Consider the following 15,573-nt stretch of genomic DNA (forward strand, 5'->3'; position numbering starts at 1 on the left):
CATGCTGCAGACCGTAGAGACCGCCGACGCGACAGGCGCGGCACCGAGTGCCGGCCGGATCCTGGCCGCGAGCTTCGTCGGCACGGCGATCGAGTTCTTCGATTTCTACATCTACGCCACTGCCGCCGCGCTGGTGATCGGACCGGTCTTCTTCCCGGCCGGGGCGCCGGGCGTGCAGCAGCTCAGCGCCTTCGCAACCTTCGCGATCGCCTTCGTGGCGCGCCCCGTGGGGGCGGCCCTGTTCGGGCATTTCGGCGACCGGGTCGGCCGCAAGGCGACCCTGGTGGCCTCGCTCCTGATCATGGGCCTCTCCACCGTCCTGATCGGCTGCCTGCCGAGCTACGCCGCCGTCGGCTGGTGGGCGCCGGCGGCCCTGTGCGTGCTGCGCTGCGGCCAGGGCATCGGCTTCGGCGGGGAATGGGGCGGGGCGGCGTTGCTCGCCGTGGAGAACGCGCCGCCGGGCCGGCGCGCGTGGTACGGCATCTTCCCCCAGCTCGGCGCGCCAGTGGGCTTCGTCCTGGCCAATCTCGGCTTCCTGGCCCTGAGCTTCGGCCTGTCCTCCGAGAGCTTCCAGGCCTGGGGCTGGCGCCTGCCGTTCCTGGCCTCGGCCGCGCTCGTGGGCGTCGGGCTCTACGTCCGGCTGAAGCTCACCGAGACGCCGGCCTTCAGGGCGGCCCTCAGCCAGGCGCGCCCGGAGCGCGTGCCCTTCGCCACCATGCTGACGCAGCACGGGCGCGCGGTCCTGGTCGGCACCTTCGCGATGGTGGCGGTCTACGCGGTGTTCTACCTCTCCACCGTGTTCGCCCTGGGCTACGGCACCGGCACCCTCGGCTACCCGCGGCCGACCTTCTTGCTGTTCGAATGCATCGCGGTCTGCTTCATGGCCTTGGGCATCGTCGTGTCGGGTGCGGCGGCGGACCGGTTCGGTCGCAGGCCGGTCCTTCTGTCCGGGATGGGTGCGGTGTTCCTGCTGGGCTTCCTCATGGGGCCGATGCTGGGCACGGCCGCCGGGACCGGGTCATGGCCACCGGTCCTCGGCTTCCTCTGCCTCAGCCTCCTGGCCATGGGCTGGGTGTTCGGCCCGATGGGCGCCGTCCTGCCGGAGCTGTTCCCGACCCGGGTCCGCTATACCGGGGCCTCGGTCACCTACAACCTCGCCGGGATCCTGGGGGCTTCCGGGGCGCCCTACATCGCCCAGGAACTCGTCGCGGTCGGGGGAATCGGCTTCGTCGGAGTCTATCTGGCCGCCGCCGCGATCCTCAGCTTCCTCGCGGTCCTGGCCATGCCGGAGACATCCGGCCGCTGAGTGGCGCGGCCCGGCTCAGGGCCGCCCCGGCGCGGCGGGCTCGAAGCGGCCGAGGAACCGGGTCCGCTCCCAGAGCTCGATCGTGCAGCGCCCCACCATGGCGCGGACCTGACGGCGCGCCTGGCCGTCGTCCTCGGCCGCGACGATCTCGGCGGAGGCGACGCGTCCGGCGCGGTCGAGCTTGAACGCCCGATAAGCGCGGCTGCGACGGGCGGTATCGGCATTCAACGCGAGCATCGGCTCCTCCATCGCACCGGAGCGTTCCAGCAGAGGGTTAACCGATCGTGAACGGCGTGCGCCCGGCCCGCATCGGCGCGGCCGGGGCCATCCGAGGCGTTGGAGGTGGTGCAGGATCGAACGGTGCGGTGCCGTCTGCACCACCCCCACCCCTGACCCCTCCCGGCAAGGGGGAGGGGAACAGCGCCTTCCTTTCACGATGTTGGTGTCAGCCGGAGACGTGTGGATCCGGTAGCCTCTGCGGGGGAGTGCGGCCCCCGAAGGAGGGCGGGGGAGGGGAGCGACGCTTCAGCACAAGGCGCGAGCCTTCACATCGGCTCTGCCTTCTTCGGAAACCGGGTTCTCCTCTTGCGGGACCTTGTCCCGGGCCGACCCCAGCCGACGCAGGGGCCACCCTCACCCGAAAGGGGGGAGGGGGAGACGCGCCTCGCACCCGCCGTCACCCCTATCCGGCAGCGCCGCGTGAACATCGGCCGCCAGGGAACCGGATTGGTGCGGGATCGAGCGTCCCGGTGCGATCCGTGCCCTCCAACGGAGGCCTCCCCGGTCCCCGAGGCGGACATCGTCAGGCCCGGAGAAAACCGTCAGCCCTGCTTGTCCAGCGGGCGCCCCAGAAGGCGGGCGAACTCGGCCTCGATCTCCTCGACGGAGAACGGGTTGCCCGAGGTCTTGGCGTCGGGTTTGGGCGCCGATGGTGCCGGCTGCGGCGCGGATGGCGGCCGGAACACCGGCGGTGCCTTCGGCGGCACTGCGGGCGGGAGCGCGATCGGGGCGGGGGACGGCGGCTGCGGCGGCTGCGGTTTCTGCTGGGCAGCCGGAACAGCGGCCGGGAGGACCGGCGGCGCGGGGGTGGCGACGGTCGGCACCGGTTCGGCCGGCGCGACCGGCGGGGCGGACGCCATCGCGGCGGCCAGCGGATCGACAGCGTCCGGCGGGGCGGGAGGGTCCGGTTGCGGCGGGGCGAGGGGCGACGGGGCGAGGGGGGCCGGGGCGAGGGGCGACGGGGCAGCCGGCGGCGCCGGGGTGACCGCGGAGGTGGGGCGCGACAGCGCCGCCTGGAGCTGGCGGGCCATATCGGAGAGGACCGCCGGATCGACGGTTCGGCGATCGGATGGAACGGCGAGGCTCGGGGCAGGCCGCGCCGCCGGCTCCGCGGCCGGCACGGCCTCGGGGGGGCGCTCGGAGACCGTGGCCGGCCGCGGATCGACGAGGGGCGGCGCGGTCCGGCTCAGGATCCGGCGCGGGGCGGCGGGCTCCCGGACCGGCGCGGCCGGCGGCGCGGCGACGGGCGGCGCGGGCGACAGGGGCGCGGAGACATCCTGGCCCGGCTCGTCGCCGCCGAGCAGCGCGGGATCCAGGGGCAGGGTCAGGGACGGGCCGGCCGCGGAGCGCGGCACGGGGGGCGGCACGATCACCGGCATCTCGAAGCCCGGATCGAACAGGGGCTCGCCGCGCCGCCCGGCCGTCTCGGGCAGCGCGCGCGGCGGCTCGGGGAGGCGTCCCCCCTGCACCAGCGGGTCCGGCAACGGCTCGTCCAGGGACTCCGTGCCCGCGTCCCCGCGCAGGGACGCCTCCGGCAGCGGGCGCTGGGCGCGCTGGATGTTGCGCTCGACCACGACGTCGTTGGGCCCGCCGACGAGGAGCAGATGCTCGACATTGTCCCGGCGCAGCAGGATCAGCTGACGGGCGCGGTCGAGCTCGTAGACGTCGACGATCCCGAGCCGCGGCTGGCGCCCCCGGCCGCCGCCGCGCCCGGGCAACGCCACGCTGCGACCGGTCAGGCGGCGTACCGTGAAGACGATGGCCGCGAGCGCCGTGAAGATGACGGCGAAGATCACGACATATTGCACGATGGGGGAGCCGTCAGAACCGAACACGGATTGCAGCCATCGCAAGGTTACGCACTCGCACGTTCCGGCCGCCGCAGGTCCGCGCCCGGCAAGGGCTTGTCCATACCACGCCAGGGGGGCTGCAGGGCAAACGACGTTAAGGGGTCGTTAACAGACCTTTTAAATCATCGCTATCAAGACAATACGTCGTGAAATGATGCTTTGGGCCGTCATCTCGCGGTCTCGGCGAAGCCGCATCGACCGCGCGACGCCCGTCGCGGCGGTGAAGCGTTGCCGAAGCCGCGCGGGCTTCGGATCGGACGGGCGGCATGGCTCCCGGCCAGCAGAGGCCGGAGACATCCGCGATACATCGGGCGGGCAGACCCGGGGCGTTCGCCCGCCCCCGCGGGTAGCCGACAGCCTCCCGAGATGCACCGCACCCGCCCGGCCCCTCTCCTCATCCTCCTGGCCGCGAACCTGCCGGCCGCGGCGGCACCGCAGCCTCCGAACTGGACCACCTACGAGCGCGGCGCGCGGACCGACGGGGCTCCCGCCCGGTGCCTGGCCTACAGGCGCGGCGCCCAGAGGGCCGGCGATGCCCGGTGGTACGTCTTCCAGGTCTACAACGACTGCAACCGGCAGGTCCGGGCGGTCTGCGCGATCGCCTATGCGCCGAATTGCGACTACGGCCGGGATGTCGCGATCGCCGCGCGCCTGGACGCGCCGATCGCGCCCTACGGGGAGTCGAGCCCCTTCGGCCACTACGCGCCCGAAGCCGCCCCTGTGCCCGGCTGCTTCTTCGCCCGCTGCGACGAGGCCGATTCCGGTTCCGACCCCGTGGGAGAGGCGGGCTTAACGCGCCGTTAACCATGGGCACGGCAGATTTTGCCGAGCCCGCTCGTTCCGGCGCGGGGCGACGCCAGACCGGAGTCGACCATGGCCCTCACCGACCTGCCCGTGCTCGGCATGCTGCGCACCCGGATGCAATGGGCCCAGGCCCGCCAGGGCCTGATCGCCGAGAACGTGGCCAATGCCGACATGCCGGGCTTCAAGCCGCGCGACCTCGTGGAGCCGCGCTTCGACCGGGCCACGGGGGCCCTGGCCTCCGGCTCGACCACCCTGGCGCTGACGAGCCCGGCCCATCTGGCCCCCGCCGGGCAGGGGGGGGACAGCACCGAATCCAAGCGCGCCAAGGGCTTCGAGATCCGGCCGAGCGGCAACGGCGTCAACCTCGAGGACGAGATGATGAAGGCCGGCGACAACCAGTCGGACTATCAGCTCGCCGCCTCCCTCTACCAGCACAGCCTGACGACCCTGAAGATCGCCATCGGCAAGAGCTGAGCGTCCGCGACGTCGAGCGCCCGGAAGCGGCAGGAGGGGCCTGAACCATGGAATTCAGCAAGTCGATGGCGGTGGCGGCGGCCGGCCTCAAGGCCCAGTCGGGCCGGATGCGGATCATCGCCGAGAACATCGCCAACGCCGATTCCGCGCCGGCCTCGGCCGGGGCGGAGCCCTATCGGCGCAAGATCCCGAGCTTCACCAGCCATCTCGACGACGAGACCGGCGCGCGGCTCGTGGAGGCGGGCCGGGTCCGGCGCGACCCCTCCGCCTTCCGGACCAAGTTCGAGCCCGGCAACCTCGCGGCCAATGCCCGGGGCGAGGTGCAAATGCCCAACGTCAACGCGCTGATCGAGAACATGGACCTGCGCGAGGCCCAGCGCTCCTACGAGGCGAACCTCAACATGGTCACCGCCACGCGCAAGATGCTGTCCCAGACGCTCGGGATCCTGAAGTGATCGGGGAGGACGCGTAGCGATGGCTTCGAGCAACTTCGCCGCGGGCGCCTACGCGGCCGTCCAGGGCCTCGCCGCCGGCCGGCCGGTTCCCAAGGTGCCGTCGGCCGCCGAGACCGGTACCGACTTCACGCAGTTCCTGGGGCAGACCCTGGACAGCGTCGGCGATGCCGGGCGCCGGGCCGACGCGCAGGCGGTCTCGGCCGCCGCCGGCAAGGCCAACGTCGTGGACGTGGTCACCGCCGTGGCCGAGAGCGAGACCGCCCTCCAGACCATGGTCGCCGTCCGCGACCGCATGATCTCCGCCTACGAGGAGATCATGCGGATGCAGATCTGATGGGAATCCCAAAGGGCAAGCCCTTTGGCGGGGCATCGGGGCGGAGCCCTGGTATGGTCGGGCATAGGCCGACAACAGGGCGCCACCCTGCACCCGCAAAGGGTCCCGGACCTTTTGAATCCATGACTTTCCTCCGTTCGGACCCGTCGTCACCATGACCGGACTCGCCATCCTCGACGTCGCCCGCGACGGCATCTTCGTGTTCCTGAAGATCGCCGGACCGCTGATGCTGGTCTCGCTCGCGGTGGGCCTCGCGGTCTCGCTGGTCCAGGCCCTGACCCAGATCCAGGAGCAGACCCTGATCTACGTGCCGAAGGTCGTGGCGGTGTTCGCCGCGCTGCTGCTGATGCTGCCCTTCATCGGCGACGCCATGGCCGGCTACATGACCCGCATCGCCGCCCGGATCGCGACGGGCCAGTGAGGCCCGCTCCGGTCACGACAGGGTCCCAATCGGCGTGCCATAGGGGCGGCGATGAACCTGCTCCTGCCCGGGATCGCCTCGGCCTTCCTGATCACCTTCGCGCGCGTCGGCACGCTGATCATGCTGATGCCCGGGATCGGCGAGCAGATGGTGTCGCCGCGCCTGCGGCTGGCCTTCGCGCTGCTCACCACCCTGGTGCTGTTCCCGACCGTGCGCCCGCTGCTCGGCGGCACGGAGGGCCTCGCGGGACCCCGCCTGATCGGTCTCCTGTTCGGGGAGACGATCGTCGGGCTGGTCCTCGGCCTCTCAGTGCGGATGGTGCTGGCGGCCCTTCAGACCGCCGGCATGATCATCTCGGCGCAGCTCGGCCTGTCCTACGCGATGACGGTGGATCCGAGCCAGGGCGGCCAGCAGGTGGCGATCGGCAACTTCCTGTCGCTCCTCGGGATCACGCTGATCTTCGCCACCGACCTGCACCACCTCGCCATCGAGGGCCTGGCCCACAGCTATGTGGTGCTGCCCCCCGACGGGGTTCCGGCCTTCTCGGACGCGCTGATGCTGGCGACCCGGGCGCTCGCCCGCGGCTTCACCCTGGCGATGCAGATCTCCGGGCCGTTCATCGCCTTCGGCATCCTGTTCAACCTCGGGCTCGGCGTGCTGTCGCGGCTGATGCCCCAGCTCCAGGTGTTCTTCCTGGCGGTCCCGGCCTCGGTGCTGGTCGGCACGGTGATCCTGATCGGCTGCCTCGGCGTCATGATGGGCGTCTTTCTGGACGACATGGGGCGGTATCTCGCCGAGTCGGTGGGGCGCTGAGGTAGACGCGGGATGGCCGAGGGCGCGGACGACGAGGACAAGACCGAGGCGCCGTCCCAGCGGCGGCTCGACCAGGCGATCGAGCGCGGCGACGTCGCGAGCAGCACCGAGATCAACACCTTCGCGATCCTGGGGGCCTTCACCCTCGCGCTGATGCTCGCGGCGCCGGGCATCGCCCGGACCCTGCTGCACGGGCTCAAGGCCTATCTGGCGAACGCCCATACCCTCCCGGACGACGCCGCCTCCATGCGGGCGGCGGCGGTGCAGGGCCTCTGGCTGTGGCTCCAGGCGGTGGCCGTGCCGGTGAGTCTCGCCGCCGCCGCGGGCCTCGCGGCCGGCCTCCTGCAGCACCCGCTGGTCTTCAGCCCCGAGACGCTGATGCCGAAATTCGAGCGTCTCTCGCCCATGGCCGGCGTGAAGCGCCTGCTCGGCGTCGAGGCGTGGTTCCAGTTCGGCAAGGGGCTGGCCAAGATCGGCGCCGTGGGCGTGGTCGGCGGCGTCCTCCTGTGGAACGACCGCGACCGGCTGGAGGCGTTCGCCCAGATCGACCCCGCCACGTCCCTGCCGGCGATCCTGTCCCTCAGCCTGCGGCTGCTCGTCGGCATGCTGTGCATGCACCTGGCGATCACGCTGGGCGACGCCCTCTACGCGCGGTTCCGCTGGCGCAAGCGCCACCGCATGTCGAAGGAGGAGCTGAAGCAGGAGATGAAGGAGTCGGACGGCAACCCGGAGGTCAAGGGGCGCCTGCGGCAGCTGCGGATGGCCCGGGTGAAGAAGCGGATGATGGCCGCGGTGCCCACCGCCACCGTGGTGGTGACCAACCCAACCCACTTCGCGGTGGCCCTGCGCTACGAGACCGGGATGGCGGCGCCGATCTGCGTCGCCAAGGGCATCGACAGCCTCGCCCTGCGAATCCGCGCGGTGGCGGCCGAGCACGGCGTCGCGGTGATCGAGAACCCGCCGCTCGCCCGCGCGCTGCACGCCACCGTGGAGATCGACCGCGAGATCCCGGCCGAGCACTACCGCGCGGTGGCCGAGGTGATCGGCTTCGTCCTGCGCCTGCGGAAACGGGCGGCCTAGGTAGTGCTGCATTCGCATAAGGGCACGCTTCGGAACGAGGCGTACTGTGCGTTGCACACCGCGCCCCGGCAGCCGCGTTCGTGGCAGGCGCCGTTAGCATACGCCCGGGATACGGGTCGGCGCCTGTGACACCCACCTCGCGGTCCTTACGGCACGCGATATCCAGGGCAACTCGGGATCAGAACCGATATTCACGCACATTGCGTCCGGTCCGCTCGCGTCCGGCAATCGTGCGGAGCCTGTCGCAAACCGAGAGGCAGGTCGCAGCAGAGGCACGGTTCGTCTTGTTGTTGGGTTTTGTTAACCACCTGAGGTCCGAAGCAGAACTCAAGTAGGCGGTTCTGCAACGGCGGACAGGATCATGGTCGGCCTCCGAAAACGGAGGCGCCATGCAGGCCGGATGGTTAACGCGGGGTAAACGCCACGCGTTTGCGACAGGCCCAGCGCGCTCGCCTCGTTACAGAGGCTGCCGAAGGCCAGTTCGTATACCCTGGTCCGTAGGAGGAATCTCGTCACGGGGCCTGCGCTGGGTGACGGCTCACTCCAAAGCGTCCAGGGCCAACTCCGAACGCACTCTATCCAAACCACCACGCATCCTGTAGGGAGGTGACGAAATTCGTCACCTGACACTGAGGCGGACGCATGAGCCCCGTACAGTCGAGCTCTATCGCGGTCGGTATGCGCGAGCGCATTCTCGACTCAGCCGATGTACTGGCGCGTCGCTTCGGACCGGCAAAGATGACCATTGCCGACATCGCCCGTGACTTGGCCATGTCGCCGGCCAATGTTTACAAGCATTTCAGCAGCAAGAGTGAAATTCTCGAAGCTATCGGTATTCGAAAAACCGCCGTGGTCCTGAAAGAGATTGAGTTGGTCGTCGCGATGGACTCCTCCATTTGGGATCGAATTGAGAAAATCGTGATGCGACTCGATCACTTTCTCGATCGTCAATCCTTGGCACCTGACGCGGCGACTGACGCCGAGTTCATCGTCGGATTGATCGACGTCGAAGTGGCACGGTTTACGAACAAGTGGCGCTTCATCGAAGATTTTCGCGCCTCCATTAAAGAAGCTTTCGTGCGTCTAATTAGGCAAGGCATGCAAGCCGGAGAGATATCAGCTGGTAATTGCGAGGAGACAGGGGCAGCGATTTTCGACTGCTTCACGCATGCTTTTGAGCCCCTCCTCATCGCGCAACGGGAGCGGTCTGAGCGGATCTTCGCGTATCAGCGTCAAATCCGTTTCCTAAGCCGCGTCTCCCGCTAAAAATTTTGCCACGAGGTGATGGGTGATGAAATTCGTTACTTGCGAAAATTTATATCCAGCCGCTGTAGTTCTGGTCGGCTGCGGCCTGCTGGCTGCCGGCTTGGCTGCCTGCCAGCCCAACGGAAATCCGCCTGGCGATCCCGGCCAAGGCGGGCCTCCGAACGTATCGGTATTGACGGTTACGCCCCGGTCCGTTGCACGCACAATCACGATTCCGGGCCGCACGGCGGCCACTATGACGGCCGACGTGCGGCCCCAGGTCAGCGGTGTGATCCTGAAGCGCCTTTTTATCGAGGGATCTGACGTCACCGAGGGGCAGCAACTCTATCAAATCGACCCGGCAACCTATCAAGCCGCGCTCGACAGCGCGCGGGGAACACTTGCCCATAACGAGGCGAGCCTCACCACGGCGACGGTCAAGTCTGGCCGCTACAAGTCCCTCGTCGGCATGCGGGCGGTCAGCTCCCAGGATTACGATGACGCCGTCGCGAGCGCGAAAGAGGCGACTGCTGATATTCAAACGGCGCGTGCGAGTGTAGAGCAGGCACGGATCAACCTTGAATACACTAAGGTCCTGGCGCCGATCTCTGGACGCATCGGCCGGTCGACTGTCACGGCGGGCTCGCTTGCCGTGTCCAATCAGACCAGCGCGCTGGCAACCATTACCAAGCTCGATCCAATCTATGTCGACCTGAATCAATCGACGGTGACCCTGCTCCGGCTCCGCCGCGAACTAGCGTCTGGCGAGATCGCTCGCGACTCAGACGGGGGTGCCAAGGTAACCCTACTGCTCGAAGACGGCAGTCTCTATCCTCAAGCCGGCAAGCTCGCCTTCAGTGAAGTCACCGTCGACCAGGGGACCGGCACCGTGCTCGTCCGAGCGGTGTTCCCGAACCCCGATCACCTTCTTCTGCCCGGCATGTACGTGCGGGCGGAAATACAGGAAGGCGTCGACCACCAGGGCATCTTACTGCCGCAGACGGTGGTGTCGCGCAACGCTCACGGTGATCCCACAGTCCTCGTGCTCGGCGATGGCGATACCGCGCAGTTGCGGGCGATCCAGGCCGGGCCGGCTATCGGCACCGATTGGCTGATCACCGGCGGCCTCAAGGCCGGCGACAAGGTCATCGCCGACAATCTGATGAAGGTGCGGCCGGGTGCCCGGGTGCAACCGGCCCCGTCCGCCAGTGCGCCGTTGGATCCGCTCCAGCCTTAATCGAGAGCGTCGCTCCGAGAATTTGATTAGTCGGAAGACATCAATGTCGCATTTTTTCATCGATCGACCGGTCTTCGCCTGGGTCATGGGCCTTGCCGTCATGCTGATCGGCGGACTATCGATTACCCGTTTGCCAATCGCCCAGTATCCGAGCATCGCAGCGCCACAGATCTCGATTTCGGTCACCTACCCTGGTGCCTCCGCCGAGACCGTGGCCGACACCGTCGTGCGGCCAATCCTGCAGCAAATGACTGGGCTCGACGGTCTGCAGTACATCGCCTCCTCGACGCAGGCGAACGGCTCTATGGAGATCGATTGCACCTTCGTACAGGGAACAGATCCCAACATTGCTCAGGTGCAGGTTCAGAACAAGCTTTCCCTAGCCCAGGCGAGCCTTCCCAGCGAGGTCACGCAGCAGGGGATCCGGGTCGCCAAGGCGACGCGCAACTTCATGCTCATTGTAGGGCTTCGATCCGTCGACGGCAGCATGTCCGGCTATGACATCAATGATTACATCGCCTCTAATCTTCAAGACGCTTTAACGCGAATTCCCGGTGTTGGCGATTTTACGCTTTTCGGCGCCGAGTACGCCATGCGGATATGGCTTGATCCCGATAAGCTCTTCAAGTACGCGCTCACGATCTCCGATGTCACCACGGCGCTGAACGCCCAGAACATCCAAGTCTCTGCGGGCGAACTGGGTGGCCTCCCCGCGCGGGCCGGTCAGCGCCTGAATGCCACGATCATCGGTCCGGCGCGCCTGACCACGGCCGAACAATTCGGTGCCATTCTGCTGAAGGTCGCGCAGGGTGGGTCGGAGGTGCTCCTGCGAGACGTGGCGCGAATTGAAATCGGCGCGCAGAGTTACGCCACTACCTCGTCCTACAACGGCAAACCCGCGGGCGCGCTCGCGTTGAAACTCGCAGCGGGCGCCAACCAGCTCACTACGGAACGCGCTGCGAAGGCAGAACTTGATCGCCTATCTCGCTTCTTCCCGCCCGGCCTAGAACTCGTCTATCCCCTCGACACCGAGCCATTCATCACCCTGTCGATCGAGGAGGTGGTGAAGACGCTGCTTGAAGCAATCGCCCTCGTCTTTGTGGTGATGCTGGTCTTCCTTCAGAACCTTCGCGCCACGCTGATCCCGACAATCGCGGTGCCGGTCGTGCTTCTCGGCACCTTCGGTGTCCTGATAGCATTCGGCTACTCAATCAACACCTTGACCATGCTCGCCATGGTACTTGCCGTCGGCCTACTCGTTGACGATGCCATCGTCGTCGTCGAGAATGTCGAGCGCCTAATGCGGGAGCGTAATCTCTCGCCCCGTGACGCTACCCGCGCGTCGATGGACGAGATCTCCGGCGCCTTGATCGGCATCAGTCTGGTCCTGTCGGCCGTGTTCCTTCCCATGGCGTTCTTCGGTGGATCTACGGGTGTGATCTACCGGCAGTTTTCTGTCACGATCATCGCGGCGATGCTTCTCTCAGTGGCCGTCGCCTTGGTTCTGACTCCGGCGCTGTGCGCGGCCTTACTGAAGCCTCATGTCGAAACGACCACTGAAAGGGGACTGGGCGCAGCCTTCAACCGAGGTTTTGACGCGGTCAACGGCCGCTACGCGCACATCGTCGCTAAGCTCGTGCGCCGCCGCCGCCTCGCCTTACTCGGCTTTGCTGTCCTTTCCGCGGCCGCGGCAGCGCTGTTCCTGAAACTGCCATCGGGCTTTTTACCGGATGAAGACCAGGCGATGTTGTTCGGACAGGTGGCGCTGCCACAGGGCGCGACTGCCGAACAAACCGCGGCCGTCAACGCTCGAGTGGTAGATTACCTACTCCGCTCCGAGACGAAGAATGTTGATTCCGTGCTCTCTGTGGTGGGCTTCAACTTCTCCGGCCAGGCACAGAATGCCGGCTTCCTGGTGGTCAAGCTGAAGGACTGGTCCGTACGCACGGCACCAGCACAAGCGGCCGCCGCCGTGGCGGGCAGGCTGATGCAGCATTTCGGGTCGGCTCGGGAGGCGATGATCTTTGCTTTTCAGCCGCCTGCGGTAATGGAGCTCGGCAACGCGACAGGGTTCGACCTCCAGCTTGAGGACCGTGGGCAAGTCGGTCGCGCAGCCCTGATCGCGGCACGCAACCAGTTGTTAGGCGCGGCCGCCCGCACTCAAGGCCTCGTCGGTGTGCGACCTAATGGGCTAGAGGACGCGCCGCAATACCGGCTCGAGATCGACCACGCCAAGGCCAACGCCCTCGGTGTCGCGACTGCAGATATAAACGCGACGATTCAGGGGGCCTTCGGATCGACCTACGTCAATCAGTTCAACCGCTCCGGCCGCGTGAAGCAGGTATACGTGCAGGGAAATGCGGACAGCCGGATGCTGCCCTCAGATCTCGCACGCTGGTATGTGCGCAACAGCTCCGGCGGGATGGTGCCTTTCGACGCCTTTCTATCAGCTAGCTGGACCACGGGCGCGCAGAAGGTCGAGGGTTATAACGGCCTGATTTCCAGCGAAATCCTCGGTATGCCAGCGCCGGGAGTCAGCAGCGGTACTGCGATGGCGGCAATCGAGGCCATCGCGGCGGCGCTTCCCCCCGGCATCGGATATGAATGGACAGGGCTGTCTTACGAGCAAGTCCAGTCCGGTTCGCAGACAGCTCCGCTCTATGCCATCTCTTTCGTGGCGGTACTGCTGTGCCTGGCCGCGATTTATGAGAGCTGGCCGGTGCCGCTGGCGGTGCTGCTGGTGGTGCCTCTTGGGGCGCTCGGAGCCATCCTTGCGACGTTGCTGCATGGCCTCGCCAACGACGTCTATTTTCAGGTCGGCTTGCTGACCACCGTGGGTCTGGCGGTCAAGAACGCGATCCTCATCGTCGAGTTCGCGAAGGCGTTCTTTGATTCCGGAACCGCACTACCCGAAGCCGCTTTGAAAGCCGCACAGGAACGGCTGCGCCCGATCCTGATGACCTCGATCGCCTTCGTCTTCGGGACGCTCCCTCTGGCCTTCGCGACGGGCGCCGGCGCGGCGAGCCGCGTGGCAATCGGCACAGCGGTGGTCGGCGGAATGGTCACCGCAACCTTCCTGGTGATCCTCTTCGTGCCGGTCTTTTTCGTGAGCGTCCTCACCCTCTTCCGCGTCAAACCACGGCGCACGGCCCCGGCTCTCGCCCTTGAAGAGGTTTGAGACGTGCGCGCCCTCGTCCCCCTCAGTTGCCTTGCTCTAGCCCTGGCCGGATGTAGCTTGGTCCCAGACTATCAGTCCCCGCTCCTGCCGGTCGCGGCAAACTATCCAGGACGGCTGGCAAAGACGGTCGAGGTGGTCTCGGAGCCGGGCACGCCTCTCGATTGGCGCGACTTCTTTCGCGATCCCACCACGCAGGACTTGATTGCCCTCGGCATTGCCAACAACCGGGATTTGAGGGTCGCCGCTCTCAACGTGCAATCGGCGTTGGCGTCCTACGCCGTAAGTCGCGCAAGCCTTTTTCCAAGTATCGACGCAAAGACATCCTACTTGCAGTCGACAACGCCGGGGGATATCTACGGCTCCACCAGTCCCCAGCGCATACGGGAATACAGCTTCGGTGCGAGCGCCGCCTCCTGGGAACTCGATTTCTTCGGGCGTATCCGCAGTCAGGCCGAACAGTCGCGCCAGACCTTCCTCGCGGATGTAGAGACACGCCGGAGCACCGAGCTGTCTTTGAGCGCGCAGATCGCCTCCGCTTATCTCACCTGGCTTGCCGACCGTGAAGCATTGAGCGTCGCCGAATCCACCGTGCGGGCTCAAACCGAGTCGGTGCGTCTGACCCGCGCGAAGGCCACAACCGGGACATCGACCGACCTCGAATTGGCCCAGGCGGATATCACTCTGCGCACTGCGCAATCGAGCGTCGCGCAATATACCCGCCAAGTCGGGCAGGATCTGGACCAGATTGTCTTGCTGGTTGGATGTTCTCTCCCGGAGGCCCTCGTGGGACGAATGTCGCACGCGCACGGGCTTGATGCCGGCGCGCGGTTTCCAATTCTGCGGCCCGGCCTGCCCGCCGATCTACTGACCCGCAGGCCAGATATCCGCGCGGCCGAGCACACCTTGATTGGCGCCAATGCCGATATCGGTGCTGCCCGGGCCGCGTTCTTCCCCCAGGTCACGCTGACGGCAAGCGGCGGGACGGCTAGCAGCGGGTTGAAGCGACTTTTTCGGCCCGGCCAGGGCTCATGGTCATTCGAGCCCAACGTGACGGTTCCGATCTTCGACGCTGGGACCAACCTTGCTAATCTCGATATCGCCGAGACGCAGAAACGGATTGAGCAGGCGAACTACGACAAAGCCATTCAATCGGCCTTCCACGACGTATCGGACGCTCTAATTGCACGTTCCAACTATGTGGCACAGGTGAATGCGCAGGAACGCTTGGTTGAATCCTCATCGCGCTACACCGACCTATCAAAATCGCGCTTCCAGTCGGGAGCCGATACATATCTCAACGTTCTCGTCGCCCAAAGTTCCCTGTTCAACGCGCGACTGACGCTGATCAGCGATCGTCTCGCTGCAGCTCAAAATATCGTTACGCTTTATAAATCACTGGGCGGCGGGTGGAATTAATTATAATTTATCATTATTATGATGACAATTATTGTCTTAGAAATAAAATGTCTTTAATTGTCAATATCTATAACCATGCCAATAGATTCAAGACCTTACGCGGCCATACACCTACCGAGTTCATATCGACGGGCTGTGGGTGAAGGACGTGCATTTCCGCTCGCTCACCGAGCAGTTCGACAGCGCCACCGCCCACGGCCGCTTCGCCCTGCAGATGCAAGGGGCCATGGCCGAGTACTTCCTCGACCTCAACCGCGAGCGCACCATGGAGGGCCTGAAGGTGGCGCTCGCCCGTGGGCGCAAGGGCGGCCGGCCGAGGAACCTCAAGGTGTTTGATCCCGTGGTGTGGTGATACGGTTGACCACCATGCTGCGAGGGATCGGCTGACCAAGGTGAACCATCCTTGGACCAACGGACAGGTCGAGCGAATGAACCGCACGATCAAGGATGCGACGGTCCAGCGCTACCACTACGACAGCCACGACCAGCTTCAAACGCATCTGCACCTGTTCGTCGATGCCGGCAATCACGCCCGCAGGCTCAAGACCCTGCGGGGCCTGACACCCATCAAGTTCATCCTGAACGCCTGGACGAAAGAGCCTAATCGCTTCAGGATCGACCCGTCACACCTCATCCCGGGACCATATACCTAGGGCATCGCCCCGGGAGGTGGCTGCCGGC

Annotated in this window: 14 protein-coding genes and 2 pseudogenes; 14 read left to right on the forward strand and 2 right to left on the reverse strand. The window is 66.4% G+C overall.

Features of this window, described 5'->3' with window-relative positions; translation table 11 throughout:
- Window position 1: 1 nt before the first annotated feature.
- Window positions 2-1,306, forward strand: coding sequence for an MFS transporter (locus AC3IF3_RS21540; protein ID WP_489230265.1), 1,305 nt, complete (start codon window positions 2-4; stop codon window positions 1,304-1,306).
- A 15-nt stretch (window positions 1,307-1,321) separates the two neighbouring features.
- On the opposite strand, the gene AC3IF3_RS21545 is transcribed toward AC3IF3_RS21540, so the two are convergent.
- Together AC3IF3_RS21545 and AC3IF3_RS21550 are read right to left on the reverse strand one after the other, a co-directional pair.
- Window positions 1,322-1,543 (reverse strand): hypothetical protein, encoded by a 222-nt coding sequence (locus AC3IF3_RS21545; protein WP_243968151.1) that lies wholly within the window; start codon window positions 1,541-1,543, stop codon window positions 1,322-1,324.
- 584 nt (window positions 1,544-2,127) lie between these two features.
- Window positions 2,128-3,420 carry a hypothetical protein gene (locus AC3IF3_RS21550; RefSeq protein ID WP_489230266.1) on the reverse strand — a complete coding sequence of 431 codons (1,293 nt, stop codon included), beginning with the start codon at window positions 3,418-3,420 and terminating at the stop codon, window positions 2,128-2,130.
- Window positions 3,421-3,801: 381 nt separating this feature from the next.
- Between AC3IF3_RS21550 and AC3IF3_RS21555 the strand changes: the two genes are divergently transcribed.
- The 13 genes and pseudogenes from AC3IF3_RS21555 to AC3IF3_RS21615 all read left to right on the forward strand — a co-directional run.
- The gene (locus AC3IF3_RS21555; RefSeq protein WP_489230267.1) at window positions 3,802-4,239 is read left to right on the forward strand and encodes a hypothetical protein; all 438 of its coding nucleotides are present in this window, start codon (window positions 3,802-3,804) and stop codon (window positions 4,237-4,239) included.
- 69 nt (window positions 4,240-4,308) lie between these two features.
- Window positions 4,309-4,713: a flagellar basal body rod protein FlgB gene (gene flgB / locus AC3IF3_RS21560; RefSeq protein WP_489218150.1), complete on the forward strand. Its 405-nt coding sequence runs from the start codon at window positions 4,309-4,311 to the stop codon at window positions 4,711-4,713.
- A 47-nt stretch (window positions 4,714-4,760) separates the two neighbouring features.
- Window positions 4,761-5,168 (forward strand): flagellar basal body rod protein FlgC, encoded by a 408-nt coding sequence (gene flgC, locus AC3IF3_RS21565; RefSeq protein WP_489230268.1) that lies wholly within the window; start codon window positions 4,761-4,763, stop codon window positions 5,166-5,168.
- 19 nt (window positions 5,169-5,187) lie between these two features.
- Window positions 5,188-5,502, forward strand: coding sequence for a flagellar hook-basal body complex protein FliE (gene fliE / locus AC3IF3_RS21570; protein WP_243967315.1), 315 nt, complete (start codon window positions 5,188-5,190; stop codon window positions 5,500-5,502).
- A 154-nt stretch (window positions 5,503-5,656) separates the two neighbouring features.
- Window positions 5,657-5,923 (forward strand): flagellar biosynthesis protein FliQ, encoded by a 267-nt coding sequence (fliQ, locus tag AC3IF3_RS21575; protein WP_489230269.1) that lies wholly within the window; start codon window positions 5,657-5,659, stop codon window positions 5,921-5,923.
- 51 nt (window positions 5,924-5,974) lie between these two features.
- Entirely contained in the window at window positions 5,975-6,736 is a 762-nt protein-coding gene (fliR, locus tag AC3IF3_RS21580; protein ID WP_243967313.1) for a flagellar biosynthetic protein FliR, read from the forward strand.
- Between the two features lie 12 nt (window positions 6,737-6,748).
- Complete coding sequence (flhB, locus tag AC3IF3_RS21585) at window positions 6,749-7,816, forward strand: flagellar biosynthesis protein FlhB (protein ID WP_489230270.1); 1,068 nt, start codon at window positions 6,749-6,751, stop codon at window positions 7,814-7,816.
- A gap of 642 nt (window positions 7,817-8,458) precedes the next feature.
- Complete coding sequence (locus AC3IF3_RS21590) at window positions 8,459-9,082, forward strand: TetR/AcrR family transcriptional regulator (RefSeq protein ID WP_243967311.1); 624 nt, start codon at window positions 8,459-8,461, stop codon at window positions 9,080-9,082.
- Window positions 9,083-9,107: 25 nt separating this feature from the next.
- On the forward strand, window positions 9,108-10,298 hold the full coding sequence (locus AC3IF3_RS21595) for an efflux RND transporter periplasmic adaptor subunit (protein ID WP_489230271.1): 1,191 nt from the start codon (window positions 9,108-9,110) through the stop codon (window positions 10,296-10,298).
- 43 nt (window positions 10,299-10,341) lie between these two features.
- Entirely contained in the window at window positions 10,342-13,476 is a 3,135-nt protein-coding gene (locus tag AC3IF3_RS21600; protein WP_489230273.1) for an efflux RND transporter permease subunit, read from the forward strand.
- Between the two features lie 3 nt (window positions 13,477-13,479).
- Window positions 13,480-14,892, forward strand: coding sequence for an efflux transporter outer membrane subunit (locus tag AC3IF3_RS21605; RefSeq protein WP_489230274.1), 1,413 nt, complete (start codon window positions 13,480-13,482; stop codon window positions 14,890-14,892).
- 124 nt (window positions 14,893-15,016) lie between these two features.
- Window positions 15,017-15,229 (forward strand): annotated as a pseudogene (locus AC3IF3_RS21610) (recombinase family protein); the annotation flags it as partial.
- A 37-nt stretch (window positions 15,230-15,266) separates the two neighbouring features.
- A pseudogene (locus AC3IF3_RS21615) lies at window positions 15,267-15,545 on the forward strand (integrase core domain-containing protein); the annotation flags it as partial.
- Window positions 15,546-15,573: the final 28 nt, after the last annotated feature.

This window comes from Methylobacterium sp. J-118, from assembly GCF_057836565.1.

Bases quoted from the DNA above. Each gene is read 5' to 3' on its own strand.
- AC3IF3_RS21540 (WP_489230265.1), top strand. From the start codon at position 2: ATGCTGCAGACCGTAGAGACCGCCGACGCGACAGGCGCGGCACCGAGT.
- AC3IF3_RS21545 (WP_243968151.1), bottom strand. From the start codon at position 1,543: ATGCTCGCGTTGAATGCCGATACCGCCCGTCGCAGCCGCGCTTATCGG.
- AC3IF3_RS21555 (WP_489230267.1), top strand. From the start codon at position 3,802: ATGCACCGCACCCGCCCGGCCCCTCTCCTCATCCTCCTGGCCGCGAAC.
- flgB (WP_489218150.1), top strand. From the start codon at position 4,309: ATGGCCCTCACCGACCTGCCCGTGCTCGGCATGCTGCGCACCCGGATG.
- flgC (WP_489230268.1), top strand. From the start codon at position 4,761: ATGGAATTCAGCAAGTCGATGGCGGTGGCGGCGGCCGGCCTCAAGGCC.
- fliE (WP_243967315.1), top strand. From the start codon at position 5,188: ATGGCTTCGAGCAACTTCGCCGCGGGCGCCTACGCGGCCGTCCAGGGC.
- fliQ (WP_489230269.1), top strand. From the start codon at position 5,657: ATGACCGGACTCGCCATCCTCGACGTCGCCCGCGACGGCATCTTCGTG.
- fliR (WP_243967313.1), top strand. From the start codon at position 5,975: ATGAACCTGCTCCTGCCCGGGATCGCCTCGGCCTTCCTGATCACCTTC.
- flhB (WP_489230270.1), top strand. From the start codon at position 6,749: ATGGCCGAGGGCGCGGACGACGAGGACAAGACCGAGGCGCCGTCCCAG.
- AC3IF3_RS21590 (WP_243967311.1), top strand. From the start codon at position 8,459: ATGAGCCCCGTACAGTCGAGCTCTATCGCGGTCGGTATGCGCGAGCGC.
- AC3IF3_RS21595 (WP_489230271.1), top strand. From the start codon at position 9,108: ATGAAATTCGTTACTTGCGAAAATTTATATCCAGCCGCTGTAGTTCTG.
- AC3IF3_RS21600 (WP_489230273.1), top strand. From the start codon at position 10,342: ATGTCGCATTTTTTCATCGATCGACCGGTCTTCGCCTGGGTCATGGGC.